This is a genomic window from Lysinibacillus sp. C5.1 (genome assembly GCF_016350185.1).
GTDB classification, from domain to species: Bacteria; Bacillota; Bacilli; order Bacillales_A; family Planococcaceae; genus Lysinibacillus; species Lysinibacillus sphaericus.
In genome coordinates, this window is the sequence record NZ_CP066226.1 from 2,804,797 (window position 1) to 2,822,720 (window position 17,924).

Here is a 17,924-nt window from a genome sequence, read left to right on the forward strand (position 1 = left end):
GGATTGTTTCTATTTCATCATACAACATCATTTCCCTACATTTAATGTAATTTTTCATAATTTTAAATAATAAATTTATTCTAACGATGAAATTGTCATTAATTTGTAATAAAAAATTATCTATCTATAAAGTTGCTAGAAAAATACCAATAGAATGATCTTTTTCTCATATTTATTGTAAAAAAATAAGTTATTTTAGAAGTTTACTTTTTCTGTCCACGACTTTTTCTAGACTTATAGACCCAATAGAAAAACACCTATTTTAATGAAGGCTCATTAAAATAGGTGTTTCAATTTCAAAATAATTACTTTTCATCCAATGCATATAATTATACTAAAATAACAAATTATTATTACTCCAATAAAAAACCGCTTGGTCCGATGTAAGGAAGGTTTGTGGGAAAATGGCTTGTGCTTGGGCTAAAAAAATTGGTAAATCATGTGGTAAAAAACGTGCACTTAAATGGTTCAGAAGTAAATATTTCGCACCAGCTTTACTTGCTACCATCGCTGCTTCTACATTGGTAGAGTGACCATAGCTCGCAGCTAAATCCGTAGTACTCCCATCAAATGTCGCCTCATGCACAACAACATCTGCTTGTTCAGCCAAGGAAATGGCTTGTTCACAATATTTTGTATCCCCCAAAATCGCAAGCGTAAAGCCTTTTTTCGGAGGTGCAACAACATCCTTTGCTTGAATAATGGTGCCATTATCAAGTGCAATATCTTGTCCTTTCTTTAACTGTCCAAGCAATGGTCCTTTCGGTACGCCGTAGGATTGGACTTTGTCCATCAGTAACTCACCAGGTAAATCCTTTTGCTCTATACGGTAACCAAAACAGGGCACGACATGGCGTAATTCACTTGCACGCACCGTAAATTTATCATCTTCGTAAATGACGCCTTCATGTACTTCTACAAATTGCAATGGATACGTTAAATGGGTTTTTGATAAAGCAAATGTCTGCTCTACCCATTGTTGTAAGCCGGCTGGGCCATAAATGGTCAACGGCTCATCTCCACCTTGAAATGAACGTGAGCTCAAAAATCCAGGTAAACCAAATATATGGTCGCCATGTAAATGTGTAATGAAAATTTTTGTCACTTTACGTGGCTTTAAAGACGTATGCAAAATTTGATGCTGGGTCGCCTCGCCACAATCAAAAAGCCACATTTCACCGTTTTCCTCTAATAGCTTAACCATTAATGCGCTCGTATTGCGCTCCTTCGAAGGCATGCCTGCTCCTGTTCCTAAAAAATGTAGTTGCATAACTGCCACCTCAATTCTTTTTCTGTTGTTCTATTGTACCTTATTGCGAAACATAAGAAAAACCTTTGGTGAAAGCAATCGCCAAAGGTTTTTCTTATTATTTCGGTTGCCATGATACAAGTGCTGCGTGGAAATCATGACGGTAGTAATAACGCCCATTTTTTTCTTCTATAAATGGAGCAAGTGAGTCCTCAACATGCGAGCGGTTAAAGTCTGTACTTAATATTTTTTTACTTTGCGTTGTCACAAGCTGGTCATACGTTTCATATTCATACGTACGCTCCAAAGGAATAATTGTACATTCTGCATAAATATCCATTTCATACAATAAATTTAAAAATTCAATATAATCTCTTCGGGGATATTTAATATCATAACCATATTTCTCATGTAATACTTCATAATGTGGTTGAATTGGGCCTGTAGTCATGCCAATAATTGCGCGCTTTTTAGCCAACCGATTCATGTGATATAATGCCGATTTAATTTCGTACATACGATAAAAACAGTTTACACCAAGCACAATGTCATGTGCTGTTAGCTCATTTTCTTCAAGTTTCTCCCACTTCGCATGGACATAGGAAATATGCTTGTTTTCTTGTAAACATTGTTGTAAATAATCAAGGATGCTGTCTGAGCTATCTACACACGTTAACTCTCGTACATAATCTGCAAGCGGGAATGTATAATTGCCCCACCCTGGTCCAATTTCAATCACTGAATGTTCTGGACGAATATGTTGCTTCATTGCTTCAAAAATAAGTGCTGCATAAGGATCCGTTTGCCCCGTTTTTTTGCGGGCGATCGATTGAGACCAAAATTGTTCCTCTAATTGATCGTTCACCATCCGCTCTGGCATTTGTCCTTGCCAATCCTTCATACCTTCTTGCCATAATGCTTCATAATTAATAGCTAATGGTCCTTTTCTTGTCATCCATTTACCTCAATTTTTAACATATCATATATTTTTTCCATATCTAAATTGGCACGCACATGTGATGCTAGCATATTGTAAGCATCTTCCCGTCGTTCCGCATCACTTTTGACTTCACTTGGTAATGTAACAAGCCCTTTTTTCGTACGCATTTCGTTAACAAGCTGACGTGTAAACGTACGATTATGGAAGATTCCGTGGAAATATGTACCGATTACTTGTTCATCCGCACTTACTGCTCCATCTACACGACCATCTGCTAGCTGTAAAAAAGGTGACACTTCATCCCGTAAAATTTTTGTACGACCAAGATGAATCTCATAGCCTGTTAAAATAGCTTGCCCACGTGTTCCAGACATTTGTACGGTTTTTTTATCTCCTACAAATACGGTCTCCATCGGTAACAAGCCGAGACCTTGCGCTGACTCGCCATTTCCTTCTACGGCATCTGGATCTAATAACACTTCACCAAGCATTTGAAAACCGCCGCATATGCCAATAATTTTTGTTCCGCGAGCGCGTAGGTTTGTAATTGCTTGTTCAAAGCCTTGTGCCTTCAGCCATGCTAAATCGTCCATTGTACTTTTAGTGCCCGGTAGGATAAGCAAATCTGGTGTGCCCAACTCTGTCACATTGCCGATTAAACGTACCCCTACCTCTGGCTCATCAAAAAATGGGTCAATATCAGTAAAATTTGAAATGCGAGGTAAACGAATCATCGCCACGTCTACTGGAAATTCGCCAGGCTTTGGCTTTTTAAAGCGTAAGGCAGACAGTGCTAATGAATCTTCCGCTTCAATATTGACATCAACATAAGGTACAACACCAAGAACAGGGATGCCTGTTTCTCGCTCTACCCATTCAATACCATCATCTAATAGCTCGCGCATACCACGGAATTTGTTAATAATCAGCCCTTTAACACGGGCACGCTCTGCATCATCAAGCAATGCAAGCGTCCCGATAATGGAGGCAAATACACCACCGCGGTCAATATCAGCAACTAAAACAACGGCTGCATCGGCTAAATGAGCCATGCGCATATTGGCGATATCGCGATCCTTTAAATTAATTTCAGCTGGGCTACCGGCACCTTCTAATACAATAACATCATATGTATTTTGTAACGTACGAACCGACTTCTCTACAATCGGCATGGCTTCTTGGACAAATTGATTGCGATAGCTTTTCGCATCCATATTTAAAAAATGCTTGCCGTGGACAATGACCTCTGATACCATATCCTGCTTTGGTTTCAGTAAAATCGGATTCATATCAGTTGTCGCCACAACCCTTGCCGCTTCAGCTTGAACCCCTTGTGCACGCCCAATTTCTCCGCCATCCTCTGTTACAAATGAGTTTAGCGCCATATTTTGAGATTTAAATGGCACTACTCTCAACCCATCATCAGAAAAAATACGACATAATGCCGTACATATCATACTTTTTCCAACGTCAGAGGCTGTTCCTTGAATCATAATTGATTTTGCTGACATTTTGATTTTCCTCCTAACAACACTAAGGAAGATTAGACTATCCCCCAATGCGTATATGATCGAAATGAATCCAGTTGATGTTAAAATTCAAGGCCTTTGACAGCAGGAATTCCTTCTTCATAGTAATGTTTCGTTGCATCAATTGTTGACACCAAATCTGCCATAGCAACAAGAGCAGGATTAGCACTGCGTCCTGTTACGACAAGATGCATTGTAGAAGGGCGATGTGCAATGGCTTCAAGCACTTCAGCTAATGGCAGCACATCATCAATCGGAAATTTAGTAATGGCAAGTGCATTGTTCAGCTCATCTAACACAAGTAAATCAATGCTGTCATCTTGTAAAGCTTCCTTTGTTTTTTGCCATGCCTTCGCTAATGCAACACGGTGCTCCTCTGGTGTTTTCGTCCATGTAAAGCCTATGCCCATTTGCTCCATTTCTACGCCAAGTTTGGAAAGGGCAATTTGCTCACCATACGTACGCTCTGGTGATTTGATAAATTGCATATAACGCACATGTAAACCACGCCCTACTGCGCGCAATGTTACACCAAGAGAAGCTGTTGTTTTACCTTTGCCATCACCTGTATATACCAAAAACAAACCTTTTCTAGCCATTTTCCCTACCCCCTTTAAAGCCAAGTGGTTTTTTCTTCAAATGATGTACGCTTTTTATCTTTAAGCTCTTGTTCTTCTGGATAACCTATAAAAATAGTACCGACAACTTTTTGATTTTGGTCCGCACCGATAAATGTATGCATACGTGCATCATGAACAAGCCCAACACCTCGTGTCCGCCACACAAATCCTAGCCCTAGCTCCTCTGCGGCTAACCACATAGACATAATGGCACTACAAACAGCGAAAATATTATCTGCTGTAGCATCTTCATCATTCTCCACCACATCAGCAGTCACTACAATGGCAACAGGCGTCGTTTGCACAACTTTTAATGAACTCTCTACTAAATGAGGCTTCGTTGGAAAACGTTCTTGCAAATAAGTACTTGCCATTTTCTCATAGCGCTTCATAGCATCATTTTGTAAAACATAAAAATGCCACGGCTCACGCATGCGGTCGTTCGGTGCATAGGTTGCTGCTTGTAAAATTTGTTCAATTTTTTCCTTTTCTACTGGCTGTGTTGTATAGTTGCGAATGGCACGACGATTTTTTAACGCTTCGATTACTGTCATGATGATGTCCTCCTTTAAGTAGGTCTTTTTAGTCAACTGCTCTGTTGTCTGACTAGCTAAAAGCGAGCCCTTGCTCTTCAAACCATTGTATTTTTTCACGTACGTTGACTACATCTCCAACGACAATCATAGAAGGATTATGATATCCCTCCCGTTCAATAATGCTAGCAATATTGTGAAGTGGCCCAGTTATCGTGCGCTGTTGTTCGGTAGTACCCCATTCAATAACCGCCACAGGTGTAGTTGCTGGACGTCCATTTTCGATAAGCTTTTTTGAAATATAGGCAATGTTTCCAACACTCATATAAAAAGCGACTGTATCAATTCCAGTTGCGAGTGCTGGCCAATTTAAAAAATCTTGCCCCTTTTGCTCGCGCCCATGACCTGTCACAAGTGCAAAGCTTGTGGCAAAATCTCTATGGGTCACAGGAATACCTGCATAAGCAGGAGCTGCAATGCCAGCCGTAATACCTGGTACTACTTCATAGGCTATACCATTATTTTTTAATATTTCTGCTTCTTCAGCACCACGGCCGAAAACAAAAGGATCGCCACCCTTTAAACGTGTTACGACTTTGCCCTCTTGAGCTTTCTCAACAAGCAATGTATTAATTTCATCTTGAATAAGGTGGTGCTTACCAGGCAATTTACCACAGTACACAAGGTCAGCATCTTTTTTCGCAAATTCTAATAATTTTGGATTCACTAGACGATCGTACGCAATGACATCGGCCTTTTGAATACATTCCAGCCCATATACTGTAATGAGCTTAGGATCTCCTGGGCCAGCTCCTACTAAATATACAATTCCCTCTTTCATCGCGTTTCTCCCGTCAATAGTTGTTGTAAAAATGCCTCTCGTCGATCAATTTCTCCATTACGTGTCCATTCTAATAAGTTTGGCTCAAGAAGTGCTTGTAACGCTGCACGTCTTTGCTCACCTTTTTCAAAATTGGCTGCAACCATTAGTCGAGCTTGCTGTAAAAAACAAACATAATCTTCATAAATAGCATCAAATTGCTCAGCTAAATCTTGTTTTATTTTTCGTGCAAGAGCTGGGCTTGCTCCAGATGTAGATACCGTCAGCACTAAAGGACCGCGACGAACAGTTGCTGGTGTAATAAAATCACTTTCACCTTGCACATCTGCGCGATTTAAGAGCTGCCAATGTTGGGCTGCCTCTTGTACCGCATCGTTGACGTTGGTATTATTTGTCGCAGCGATAATAAGCGTTGCATCATCTAAATCACGTGGTTCAAATTCCTTCGCACGCCATGTAATTTCGCCTGATTTGACAAGGGGCACTAAAGTGTCATGTAAAGTCGGACTAACGACGACAATGTTTGCTTTCGCTGGTAGTAGGGAAGCAACCTTTTGAGTCGCTACATGCCCACCGCCAACAATGACAACTGTTTTAAATTCGATATTGAGATGGATAGGAAAATAATTAGTCATATGTTTTCACCTTCTTACAAGCAGTTAACCAGTTATCTACTAGCTTAGGGTTAGAAACAAAATGAAAATGCGTATACCCCGCTACTACATTGCCTGTTTGATAACCTTCTTGTTTTTTGCCAAAACGTCCTTGTGTTTCGTAAGCGGGCGTATCGTGTGTACCACTGTATGTGGAATAATGGAATTCATGGCCCTTTGCTTCTTCATTTTTTCCGATTAAAAAGTTAGACGCAGTGCCAAAAATTTCACGATAACCAAGTGCTGCAAGCTTTGTTTGCATCATTACTTCACCCGGAATAACACCTAGCATTTCATAGCGCTCACCTTGGCTGTTCGTAATCGCTTCTGTTAAATACATAAAACCTCCACATTCAGCTAATGTAGGACAACCTTTTGCAATTGCCTCACGAATGGAATGTTTTACGACCGTATTTTTTGCAAGTATATCGGCAAATTCCTCTGGGAACCCCCCACCAATATAAAGACCATCTGCTTCAGCAGGAACAGGTTCATTAGCAAGTGGTGAGAAAAATTGCAAAGTGGCTCCTTTTGCTCGTAATAATGCTAAATTTTCTTCGTAATAGAAGTTGAATGCCGCATCTTTTGCAACAGCAATACAAATATTTTTTGATGGCTGTGCCGCAAATAGCTGACCTGTCTCTTGTAGGACAGGTGCCTTTGTTAAAGCTAACAATAAATCCAAATCAATCGTCTCTGCCATTAAAGCACCTAGCTTGTCAAAAAATGTATCAAGCTCACCTCGTTCAATAGCTGGAATAAGCCCTAAATGACGACTTGGAATGTCAATGCCTGTTTCTCGCTTTAAATAGCCGATAACAGGAATACCACATTCTTGCTCAATCGCAGCTTTGGCAATTTCATAGTGACCGACACTACCTACTTGATTGGCAATAACGCCAACAATAGTAGGCTTGTCAGATAGAAGTTGAAAGCCCTTGACTACAGCAGCTACACTGCGAGCCATACTTGCGCAATTGACGATTAAAATCACAGGGCTTTCTGTAACGACACTGATTTCTGCTGCCGAACCTTCATCCGTTAATGGACTTTTACCATCGTAAAAGCCCATCACCCCTTCAATAATTGAGACGTCTGCATCTTTGCTTGCACGTGCAACAATATCTCGGACTGCATCATGCGAAAACATCCAGCTATCAATATTCCGTGATACTCGTCCTGTTACCGCTGTATGATAACTAGGGTCAATATAATCTGGACCACATTTAAACCCTTGCACGACATTGCCTTTTTCTTGCAATGCTTTCATCAGTCCTATCGTGAATGTTGTCTTACCAACGCCACTACCTGTCCCTGCAAGTACAAAGCGATTTGTTTGCATAAGCCCCCTCCTTAAAATACTAATCTTGCTACTGAAATCGTAGCATTGCCTGATTTTTTCTTAGTTAATACGAGCGATTCCACCTGTGCATAACGCATCGCAGCTGGTTCACTTACGCCATAAGCCCCTGTATATTTAAAGACCGTTTCAGAGGGTGATGGGAAATTTATTTCATTTAATTGTGCTGGCGTATATGTTACGAACTCCCAATCATACTTTTTCGTTAGTTCAATAAAGCACGTTTCATCTTTCTTCAAATCAATTGTACACAATGCTTTGACACTTTTTTTCGATAGCTTTAATTCAGCTAGTGTTTCATCAATCAGCTGTTCAATTTCCTCAACAGACGTCCCACGGTTACAACCCATACCAAGGACAACTGATTTCGGTCGATAAATAACACCATTTTCCAACAGCACTTCTTCCTCTTGTTCAATGAGTCGATCGGTAATCAATAGCGTAGCATGCGGTTGCGCTAAAATTGCCGCTTGTGTTGAAGGATAAATTTTTATTTGTTCCGGCATTGGCGTATCACGCATCCACCAATCACGTTCACCCGTTTCCTGTACAATCGCCACATGTTCTTCATTAACGACTGAGGCACTAACTGGTGTTAATTTATCAGCACTGTCCCATACCCAGCCAAAACGTGCCCCAAATAAATCAACGGGAATTGTTTTTTGAACGTCAGAAGCTGTTGTGATAATAGGATTTGCTCCTAGTGCCGCTGCCACTTCATGTGTTAGCTCATTGGCGCCACCTAAATGGCCCGATAACACACTAATGACATTCTCGCCTCTATCATCAATCACTACAACACCTGGGTCAGTCTTCTTATCTTGTAAAATAGGTGCAATCATGCGCACAACCGCACCAAGTGAAATAATTAATATTAAGCCTTTATACTGTTTAAAAAGTGTTGGCAGTAATAAACGAACCGTTCCAGTAAAAAGCTGAATATGCTTTTCATCTTCGTCGCCCTGTTCAAACTTACTCATATAATATAAATCGCTTGCTGCAAAAGTCTGCTGTAGTTTGCGTCCGATTTGCACACCATGCTTGGTAATGGCAACCACTGCATAGGGATTGCGCTGCTCCACTTCAGGTAGCATACCTTCTTGTAATTCAATCACTTGTCTTCACACCTTTGCGGAAGCCATGTGTAAAGGTCGCATCATATAATTTCGAACGGTACTCATCCTTATCATGAATATCCGGGTCTAATGCCCATCCTGCTAAAATCATGGCATGCTTGCGAATACCATTGACACGCATTGCCTCATCTAGCTCAACTAATGTCGTACGGACAATTTTTTGATCTGGCCATGTGGCACGTTGAATAACCGCAACCGGTGTATGATCAGCCCATCCAGCACTTTGCAATTCTTTGACGATTTTTTTTGTTAGCGTGGCACTTAAGAACAGCGCAATCGTACAATGATGGCTAGCAAGATCTCGTAGCTTTTCAAACTCTGGTACAGGAGTACGTCCTTCTGCACGTGTTAAAATAAGCGTTTGTGTTAAATCAGGAATCGTTAACTCGGCACCAATCGCTGCGGCTGAAGCAAATACCGAACTAACCCCCGGAATCACTTCGTAGCCAATTCCTTCCTTCTTTAATAATGCAACTTGCTCCATAATGGCACCATACATCGCTGGATCACCTGTATGCATACGCGCGACTACTTTCCCTGCATTGACACGCTCAACCATGACGGCAACCATTTCTTCTAAATGCATGCCCGCTGTTCGAATTACTTCCGCATCTGGCTTTGCTTTTGCGATCAGGTCTTCATTTACTAATGAATCTGTATACATCACAACGTCCGCTGTTTGTAGCATATGTAAACCCTTGACAGTAATTAAATCTGGGTCCCCTGGGCCTGCACCGACAATATATATTTTTTTCATTATTTACGCACCACCATTAACGTTAAGTATTCTAAATCAACACCGTCTAGTTCACGTACATCCCAAATAATTTCCTCATCAGATGTTACCTTTGTGACAACGGAAGCTTTATCAAGTAAATCTAAATCACGCAGTACTTCTAGCATTAAATCAATTACTTTTGCTACTTTTATAAATACGACAGCATCATGGCTTTCTATCGCTTCACGCATCGCTTCATAATTATCATGGGCTGGTATAATGGCAACTCGATCATCTCCATCAGCAAGGGCAATGCCTAAACGAGACGCAGAACCGTTGAATGAAGAAATGCCCGGTACAGTGCGAATTTCTACATCTGGATGCATGTCCTGCATAAGCTTCATCATATGGATAAACGTACTATATAGCAGAGGGTCCCCTTCTGTCACAAACGCTACGTCCTTCCCTTCTTGCAATTTACCATAGACCAGTTCAACAGACTTCGTCCATTCACGCTCTAAGACGGCTTCATCTTTTGTCATGGGGAAAACGAGACCTAGCATATCTTTTTCCTCTGGGTTGATATAAACATCTACAATACGATGCGCGTAACTTTTGCTACCTTTTAACTTTTTAGGGTACGCAATAACAGGCGACTCCTGAATAACGCGGAATGCCTTTACTGTAATTAATTCTGGATCGCCAGGACCAACGCCTAAGCCATATAAAATGCCAAGATTACTCATGATTTTCTTCCTTTCGATATGCCGAAATAATATAAATTGGGTTTAATGGGACAAAGCGCGTCATATCTAAAATTGGTTTACTACGCGCAAGTTGTGCCTGTAAAATTTCCACTGCAAAGCCACATGTCTTAAACGCCTCGACTGCTTTATATAAATTTTCAATAGTTGCCGCATTTAAGACAATGCGACCATTTGGCTTTAAACGGGTACAACACAACTGTAATAGCTCGACCATTTCCCCACCTGTACCGCCGATAAAAATGGCATCTGGATCTGGGAATTGTTCTAGTCCAGCAGGCGCTTTACTATGAATAGCTGTTATATCAACACGGAATTTTTGTTGATTTTGCAGACAGTTTTCTAAATCAGGTGCATTTTTTTCCACAGCGAAAACTTGTCCTTCTGGTGCAAGTTTTCCTGCTTCAATGGCCATGGAACCTGTGCACGTACCTACATCCCAAATCGTACTGTCCTTTTGAAGTTGCATTGCTTGCAAACTTAATACACGGATTTCCTTTTTCGTAATAAGTCCTTTGTCCGGCTTACGTTGGGAAAACGCTTCATCATCAATGCCAAGTGCATAGCGCTTTGGAGCTGATGTTTGCTGTAAAATCACGACATTTAGCGGGGAAAACTTTGCTTCTTCTAATTCATCAAGAGAGTACCAGCCATATTTTTCATCAGCACCTTGTAAATTTTCTGCAACAAAAGCACGGTATTCCGTCATGCCAAAATGCTTTAAATAACGTGCAAGCACATTTGGATTATTATCAGCATCAGTCAGCAATGCCACTTTCTTTTTACCATCAATACGTTGTGCCAGACCTTTTATTGGGCGCCCATGAATACTTGTTACATAGGCATCCTGCCAGCTCTCACCCATTTTTGAAAAGGCAAGCTGTACGGAACTCATATATGGATACACGTCAATCGTAAGCTTTTTTGCTAAATAGCCACCGATACCGTAAAAAAGTGGATCCCCCGACGCTAAAATAACGGTCTTTCTCGTTTCTTGAGATAGTCTTTCAACGAGCGATGAAAGACCACCCTTAATGACGATTTTTTCGCCTGCAAAGCTTGGGAAAAAATCAAGGACACGCTCACCACCTACGAGCACTTCACAGTCTGTAATCCACTGTCTATACTGAGGAAGTAAACTTTCCTGCCCGTTATCCCCGATCCCAATCAATTTCATCGATTGATGCAATGTCATCAGCCCTTCCTAATAATTGTCCCTGCATCGAATAAATCGATGTGGAGAGCGTCAAGCCACCTCTAATATGGTGTAATGATGAATAACAACACGCTTCACATAAATGATGAAAGAATGCATCATAACCTTTATCTGCCATTATTTCACCAACTTGAGAGGCGGTATTCGCTGCTCTAACTTGTTCAACGGTCTCTTCATCTGCCCCAATATCTGTAGCTAACTGTGCTAAAAAATTAAAATCAATCGCAGCACTTTTGGAGTGCACCATCATCACCCCTTGCGCTACCTTTGAAAATTTCCCCATCATGCCAACGAGCGATACGCGCTTAATGCCAAGCCGTTTACAATGCTTTAACGTAAAGCCGACAAAATCACCCATTTCAATAAATGCTTCCTCAGGTAATGCAGGATACTCAGCCATGCCAAACTTTTCGCTACGTCCACCTGTTGTCACGACAACATGGTCACAGCCAGCAGCTCTTGCAACACTAATAGCTTGGACAATGCTTGCCATATAAGCGGAACTCGAAAAAGGCACGACGGTTCCCCTTGTGCCTAAAATGGAAATGCCACCAAGTATGCCGAGCCGTCCATTTAATGTTTTTTTCGCTATTTCCTCACCATCTGGTACAGAAATCACAACATTAACGCCGCGTGTAATTTGAAAATCATCTAGCACATCTTGCACGGTACTATGTATCATCTTACGTGGTACAGGATTGATGGCGGCTTCTCCAACAGCAACGGGCAAGCCGGGCTTTGTTACTCGCCCGACCCCAATACCCCCATCTAAATGAATCCCTGGTGTATCAGCCCAACTTACCGTACCAATAATGAGGGCTTTATGTGTTGCATCTGGGTCATCACCAGCATCCTTTATTGTTTCGCAACTTACTTCGTTATGACCGAACGTACATTTTTCTATCGTAAACGTTGCATCTCGCCCTATTGGCAGATGAATCGTACTCGTTTCTTGTTCTTCATTCGTAATAAGTGCTAGCAAGGCGGCCTTCGTAACGGCTGTTGCACAGGCTCCTGTTGTATAACCGTGACGCATGTCTTTAGGATCCTTTTTTGGCTTCCGCTCCATTATTTTTTCGCCTGTTCGTCCGCTAATAATGAAATGGCATTTAATGCAGCAACCGTCACTGTACTACCGCCTTTACGCCCAACATTTGTAATATATGGAATACCTTCTATTTTCAATAACTCTTCTTTCGACTCCGCTGCTGAAACAAAGCCTACTGGCATACCAATAATTAAATCTGGCTTTGCTAAACCTTCTTTGATTAGTCGAATTAATTCTAGTAAAGCAGTTGGGGCATTCCCAATCGCATAAATACCACCTTCGTGTAATTTTGACGCTTTTTGCATCGAGATAATAGCGCGTGTTGTATTTTGTTTTTTCGCTTCAATCGACACATCTTCATCTGCGATATAGCAGTGTAAATCTCCGCCATGTTTTTGGAAACGTTTTTTACCTGAACCACTTTCTATCATTTGCACATCTGCAATAACATGACGTCCTGCAAGAATTGACTTAATCCCTGCTTCAATCGCTCCTGGTGTAATAATTACACTACGTCCTAATTCAAAGTCTGCCGAAGCATGGATTATGCGGCGGACAACTTTCCACTCATCCTCTGAAAAATCATGTTCGCCCATTTCCTCTGCAATAATTGAGAAACTATAATCATAAATTTTATCTGGGTCTACTGTTAATGGTTTAAAATCTGTTTTGAAGTCCATTTAAATTGCCTCCTAAAGTATGTTTTGCACAGCCTGAAGTACGTCCTCAAATGAGGAATATTGCTGGCCGTATTGGATATTTGGTCGTGCTATTAAAATCGTTTCGATACCACATGCTAGAGCGGCTTCTAGTTTTTCATCTACTGAGCCCACTTTGCCACTTTCTTTTGTAATCATTAAAGTGACATCATATTGGCGGAATAATGCTTCGTTTAACTCTTTTGAAAATGGTCCTTGAATAGCTACAATATCTCGTTGTGCCACACCAAGCGCTTCACATTTTTCCATATTATCAAGGCGAGGCAGCATACGTGCAATGACACGAGTATGTTCTAACCCTTGCAAGACCTTTGTAAATGTAGCAAGTGTTTTACTACCTGTTGTCAGCATAATGACGCCTCGTTTTGTCGCAGCTAATTGTGCTGCTTCCTCATAATCTTTAACGACTGTAATCAGTGGATGTTCGTAATGCTCATTTGCGCGTTCATAGCGGATATATGGAACACCTGCACTTTTTGCCGCTGCCATGGCATTTTTAGAAGCTTCCTCTGCAAATGGGTGCGATGCATCAACGACTAAACGATCCCCTCGTTCAGTAATAAGTGCAGCCATCTCCTCTGCCGTCAATCGACCGACTAAATGAGGCAGTCCAACTTGTGCCAGACTTGTAGCAGCTGAATCCGTGACAACGGTAGCTGTAACAGCATAGCCTGCTGACTGCAATGCAAGTGCAAGATTTCTTGCATCGCTTGTCCCTGCTAACATGAAAATCATTTCACTAGCTCCTCTTCATGATGGTGGTCATGATCGTGGTGGTGATCGTGATCGTGGTCATGATGATGATGGTGATGACCATGGTCGTGGTCATGGTCGTGATGATGCTCCACGAATGCCGATGCATTAATACGGTACTGACATGTATCACAGTTCATTTTTACGTCTCCTGCAATGGCCTCTTCCATACGATCTAGCAACACCGTTTTTAATTTTGGATGGTAGCCAAAGTAATCCGCCAATTGGATGTCTAAATCAGCATATGTGGCTGCATAGCTCTTTTGCATCCCCTCCATACGCTCCATTAAGATGCCTGTAAATAAGAAATACGGCAACATAATAATCTTTTTCGCCCCAAGACGATAACAGCGTTCGATTCCTTCGTCCACTGAGGGATTCGTTACGCCCATAAATGCACACTCCACTGTTAGGACATCTAACTGTTCCCAAAGCAAACGACCAATTTTATAAAAATCACTGTTTGCATCCGCATCACTTCCACCGCGGCCGATAAATAAAATCGCAGTATCTTCTTGTTTTTCTTTAATATTCAAGCCTGTTCCTGATAAACGTTCTGTTAAAATATTTAACACTTCTTCATGCACACCAAGTGGTCGCCCATATGTAAAAGTTACATCCGGATATTTTAAACGAGCTGCATCAATCGCTGCAGGGATATGAATTTTTGAATGGCCTGCTTGCAATAAAATAATGGGCACTGCATACACCTCTGTAGCGCCACGCTTTACACATGCATCAATACCTGCTGGGATATTAGGTGCTTCAAATTCTAAAAAGCAAGTTTCAACGATATAACTGTCGTCAATTGAAGGAGTCAATTGTTGAATAAACGTGCGTACCTCATCATTTCCTGCTGCTAAACGGCTCCCATGGCCAATAAATAAAATTGCTTTCATTTCTTTTCTCCTCACTAGTCGCCGCACGGTGCTGGCTCTACTTTTATTTTGGATGACATATCTTGATACGTAAAATGCAATATTTTTTTCACTCGTTTAAAATACTTAAACAAGCGTTCATTTGGATGTGCATTTGCCTTATATTCCTCGATAATCGCTGTAATAAGCGGAATAAGCTGTTCTGGCTCTAGCCCCTCTACGACCGGCTGTGCTGCGTGTGCTGTTCGACCTACTGGTTTCGCTCCGATAAAGACATCAAATTTACTTTTGCGATAAACAATACCGATATCATCAAACACAGCACGATAACACGCCATACCACAGCCATTAAAGCCAATATTTAATGTTTTCGGCAATGACAACCCACCAAGTTTTGCTTGAAGTTCTTCTGCATATGGGATGGAATCAGCCTTCTCCCCATAACAGAAATCACATGCCTTTAATGACAAGACATCCCCAATTGGTGAGAGTAAAAACCCTACTTCTTTCAACTTCTCTGTTATCGCTTGTGGTTCTGTCGTTGGGATTTTCAAGTGAATTTGATGGTCTGGCGTATACTCCATCGTGCCTTCATCTCCCACCACTTCAGCCAATGCCATCATCTGCTGTGGTGTAAAAAATTTATTTGCTACCCCAGGGCTAACAGCTAGTTCAAAAATTGACTCCATTTTTTGTTGAACTAGCTTTGGTGTGGCTTTTGTTGCAGTTGTCCCCTGCACCATTGCAAGTGCTGTTGCTGCCATTTCTAAAGACGATTTTGTCGGTGTTGATACAGGCGTAATGGCAATATTACTTTTCATCCGTCCTGCATTTGGATCTGCCGCAAAATCATGGCTTGCAGTACCTGTTTCTTGGTTCATTGCCCACGGTTCATTTTCTTCTCTTAAACGCTGATGAGGACGTAAAGGCTGTTGTTCTTCCCCGAGCGTATATTTACGTTGATAGCCTCGCGGTGTAATCATTTTATTATCATAGAAAAACGTCGAAGAGTTGCCGATAATAACCGTTGTTAACATGCCGATATCATGCTCAAGCATCTCTGCTAAAGTCGTCATCGTAATTTCCTGACGCTCTCGGTAGGCACTCTTGACAAGACCTACAGGCGTATCAGGCGAGCGATATTCAAGTAAAATTCGCTGGGCTTCTACAATTTGACGTGTACGGCGACCACTTTTTGGATTATATAAAGCGATGACAAAATCTGCCATAGCTGCTGCTTCCACACGCTTGGCGATTAAATTCCATGGCGTTAAATGGTCACTTAAACTAATGGTACAAGAGTCATGCATAATCGGTGCACCTAGTAAACTTGCACAGGAATTAATAGCTGAAATACCTGGTACGATTTCGACTTCAACACCTGTTGCTTCTGTCCAACCAAGCTCAATAAGCACTTCATAGACAAGCCCCGCCATCCCATATACACCCGAATCTCCACTTGAAATAACGGATACAATATTGCCAGCTTCCGCTTGACGTACTGCTTCTTGCGCTCGTGAAACTTCTTCTGTCATGCCCGTACTAACAATCGACTTTGCACTAACTAAATCTTGAATAAGCTCAACATACGTTTTATAGCCAATAATAAATTCACTTTGTTGCAGTGCCTCCACAGCACGAGTCGTAATATGGTTAAAATCACCAGGGCCAAAGCCCACAACAAAAATCTTTCCTTTTTGCGCCATTTTTTACCCCTCTTTCACCTTATCGATGCCTTTAATGGCTGTTGTTTGCGGTGTACGCTGTAATGTACCTTCTTTCAGTGTAAAAACATGTTCACTATGTAAAGAGTCATGGTTTAAATCTTGTACAAGTGTTCTTCCGTGTTCAACCGATGGCACACGATACCAATTTCCTTGTGGATAAGCGATGACAACACAGGCATCTTTGCATCTGCCATTACAGCGCGTTCTTGTCGTATGTATTTCCTTATCAAGTGCTAATTTCTCGATTTCATCTCGTATTGCTAGGGTAATTTCCTCTGCCTCTTTTTTCATGCAGCTACTGCCATTACAAATAAAAAGATGCGTTTTCATTCCCTCTAAGTTCCAAGTTGTCATTGCTTTTCTCCCCTCATTTACTTTTAGGAAAAAGAAAAAACCTTCACTCTATATCGAAGAGTAAAGGTTTTGTAGAAGCCAAAATAAAAACGAATATACACGTATCCGCTCTCGCTTCACTTCTCCCTCCGAAAAGTTTGCATGCCATCAATAAGCAGGTTTCCTGACTTAAGCTTCCTTTTACTCTCGCGCCTTCCCAAGTTTTCAGTGGCATTGCGATTTCATCAGCTATTACAGTAGCGGGGGCTGTATCGGATTTACACCGATTTCCCTATTATCTCGAACTTTTTCGAGCACTTATAGATGTATCTATATTAAATTGAAATGCTGTAAGTTTTTAAAATGAATTGAAAAACTGTCTCTATCATAGCCTATTTTTTTCATACTTTTCAACATTTCTTTTTCATTTATTAGATTTTTAATAAAATTTCAACAAGTATTTCATTGATAGCGACCGTTATTCTCTTGTATTTATCTGAATTTTCTAGAATGTCAAACAACGAAAAAATTTTTTTATAAAAAAAGGATAGCTTGCGAATGGAAAAACATGTTACACTGTGTCGTGAAATCTCACAATTTCATCTTTTTTCGGTGCGAAGTGTAGCCATTTCGCTTAAAAGGGAAGCCGGTTCAAGTCCGGCGCGGTCCCGCCACTGTACTAGGGAGTTTTATAGAGAATGTCACTGTCCAATGGACGGGAAGACCTATAAAACGTTGAACTAAAGCCAGGAGACCTGCCGAAAAAAACGTGATCGTTTCAACCTACGAGGATAGGTGTGCGGCTTAGCAGATGATGATTCTATTTGCTTTTTCAGCTATGCACTTTTCCTAAATTAGGAGAAGTGCTTTTTTTATTGCGCACGCTACATTCGAAAATTTTGATTTA

The 17,924-nt window shown here is 41.1% G+C and carries 18 protein-coding genes and 2 riboswitches; all 18 genes read right to left on the reverse strand.

What is annotated here, in order from left to right; genetic code table 11:
- Positions 1–334 precede the first annotated feature (334 nt).
- The 18 genes from rnz to I5435_RS13735 all read right to left on the reverse strand — a co-directional run bounded on the left by rnz (position 335) and on the right by I5435_RS13735 (position 17,038).
- Entirely contained in the window at positions 335–1,270 is a 936-nt protein-coding gene (gene rnz / locus I5435_RS13650; RefSeq protein ID WP_337982442.1) for a ribonuclease Z, read from the reverse strand.
- Positions 1,271–1,367: 97 nt separating this feature from the next.
- Positions 1,368–2,204: a class I SAM-dependent methyltransferase gene (locus I5435_RS13655; RefSeq protein ID WP_024361097.1), complete on the reverse strand. Its 837-nt coding sequence runs from the start codon at positions 2,202–2,204 to the stop codon at positions 1,368–1,370.
- Positions 2,201–3,700 (reverse strand): cobyric acid synthase, encoded by a 1,500-nt coding sequence (locus tag I5435_RS13660; RefSeq protein WP_108030058.1) that lies wholly within the window; start codon positions 3,698–3,700, stop codon positions 2,201–2,203. The genes I5435_RS13655 and I5435_RS13660 overlap by 4 nt, the downstream gene beginning before the upstream one ends.
- A gap of 80 nt (positions 3,701–3,780) precedes the next feature.
- Positions 3,781–4,317, reverse strand: coding sequence for a cob(I)yrinic acid a,c-diamide adenosyltransferase (locus I5435_RS13665; RefSeq protein WP_024361099.1), 537 nt, complete (start codon positions 4,315–4,317; stop codon positions 3,781–3,783).
- Positions 4,318–4,331: 14 nt separating this feature from the next.
- Positions 4,332–4,892 (reverse strand): nitroreductase family protein, encoded by a 561-nt coding sequence (locus I5435_RS13670; RefSeq protein WP_229386989.1) that lies wholly within the window; start codon positions 4,890–4,892, stop codon positions 4,332–4,334.
- A 52-nt stretch (positions 4,893–4,944) separates the two neighbouring features.
- Positions 4,945–5,712 (reverse strand): uroporphyrinogen-III C-methyltransferase, encoded by a 768-nt coding sequence (gene cobA / locus I5435_RS13675; RefSeq protein ID WP_024361101.1) that lies wholly within the window; start codon positions 5,710–5,712, stop codon positions 4,945–4,947.
- Entirely contained in the window at positions 5,709–6,347 is a 639-nt protein-coding gene (locus tag I5435_RS13680) for a precorrin-2 dehydrogenase/sirohydrochlorin ferrochelatase family protein (protein ID WP_337982443.1), read from the reverse strand. Before I5435_RS13680 ends, cobA begins: the two co-directional genes overlap by 4 nt.
- Complete coding sequence (locus tag I5435_RS13685) at positions 6,340–7,707, reverse strand: cobyrinic acid a,c-diamide synthase CobB (protein WP_337982444.1); 1,368 nt, start codon at positions 7,705–7,707, stop codon at positions 6,340–6,342. The genes I5435_RS13680 and I5435_RS13685 overlap by 8 nt, the downstream gene beginning before the upstream one ends.
- Before the next feature lie 11 nt (positions 7,708–7,718).
- On the reverse strand, positions 7,719–8,840 hold the full coding sequence (locus tag I5435_RS13690) for a cobalt-precorrin 5A hydrolase (protein WP_024361104.1): 1,122 nt from the start codon (positions 8,838–8,840) through the stop codon (positions 7,719–7,721).
- Positions 8,833–9,618, reverse strand: a complete 786-nt coding sequence (cobM, locus tag I5435_RS13695; protein ID WP_024361105.1) for a precorrin-4 C(11)-methyltransferase — start codon at positions 9,616–9,618, stop codon at positions 8,833–8,835. Before cobM ends, I5435_RS13690 begins: the two co-directional genes overlap by 8 nt.
- Positions 9,618–10,325 (reverse strand): precorrin-2 C(20)-methyltransferase, encoded by a 708-nt coding sequence (cobI, locus tag I5435_RS13700; protein WP_024361106.1) that lies wholly within the window; start codon positions 10,323–10,325, stop codon positions 9,618–9,620. The genes cobM and cobI overlap by 1 nt, the downstream gene beginning before the upstream one ends.
- Positions 10,318–11,538 (reverse strand): precorrin-6y C5,15-methyltransferase (decarboxylating) subunit CbiE, encoded by a 1,221-nt coding sequence (gene cbiE / locus I5435_RS13705; protein WP_337982445.1) that lies wholly within the window; start codon positions 11,536–11,538, stop codon positions 10,318–10,320. Before cbiE ends, cobI begins: the two co-directional genes overlap by 8 nt.
- Positions 11,495–12,628 (reverse strand): cobalt-precorrin-5B (C(1))-methyltransferase, encoded by a 1,134-nt coding sequence (locus I5435_RS13710; protein WP_107894359.1) that lies wholly within the window; start codon positions 12,626–12,628, stop codon positions 11,495–11,497. The genes cbiE and I5435_RS13710 overlap by 44 nt, the downstream gene beginning before the upstream one ends.
- Positions 12,628–13,287 (reverse strand): precorrin-8X methylmutase, encoded by a 660-nt coding sequence (locus I5435_RS13715; protein ID WP_024361109.1) that lies wholly within the window; start codon positions 13,285–13,287, stop codon positions 12,628–12,630. The genes I5435_RS13710 and I5435_RS13715 overlap by 1 nt, the downstream gene beginning before the upstream one ends.
- Positions 13,288–13,299: 12 nt before the next feature.
- A complete protein-coding gene (gene cobK / locus I5435_RS13720; protein ID WP_024361110.1) occupies positions 13,300–14,061 on the reverse strand; it encodes a precorrin-6A reductase in 762 nt (253 codons plus the stop codon).
- A complete protein-coding gene (locus tag I5435_RS13725) occupies positions 14,058–14,978 on the reverse strand; it encodes a sirohydrochlorin chelatase (protein WP_337982446.1) in 921 nt (306 codons plus the stop codon). Before I5435_RS13725 ends, cobK begins: the two co-directional genes overlap by 4 nt.
- Positions 14,979–14,992: 14 nt before the next feature.
- Positions 14,993–16,663 carry a precorrin-3B C(17)-methyltransferase gene (gene cobJ / locus I5435_RS13730; RefSeq protein ID WP_337982447.1) on the reverse strand — a complete coding sequence of 557 codons (1,671 nt, stop codon included), beginning with the start codon at positions 16,661–16,663 and terminating at the stop codon, positions 14,993–14,995.
- A 3-nt stretch (positions 16,664–16,666) separates the two neighbouring features.
- On the reverse strand, positions 16,667–17,038 hold the full coding sequence (locus tag I5435_RS13735) for a (2Fe-2S) ferredoxin domain-containing protein (RefSeq protein ID WP_024361113.1): 372 nt from the start codon (positions 17,036–17,038) through the stop codon (positions 16,667–16,669).
- Between the two features lie 136 nt (positions 17,039–17,174).
- A riboswitch (cobalamin riboswitch) is annotated at positions 17,175–17,354 on the reverse strand.
- A 256-nt stretch (positions 17,355–17,610) separates the two neighbouring features.
- A riboswitch (cobalamin riboswitch) is annotated at positions 17,611–17,794 on the forward strand.
- The last annotated feature ends 130 nt before the right edge of the window (positions 17,795–17,924 follow it).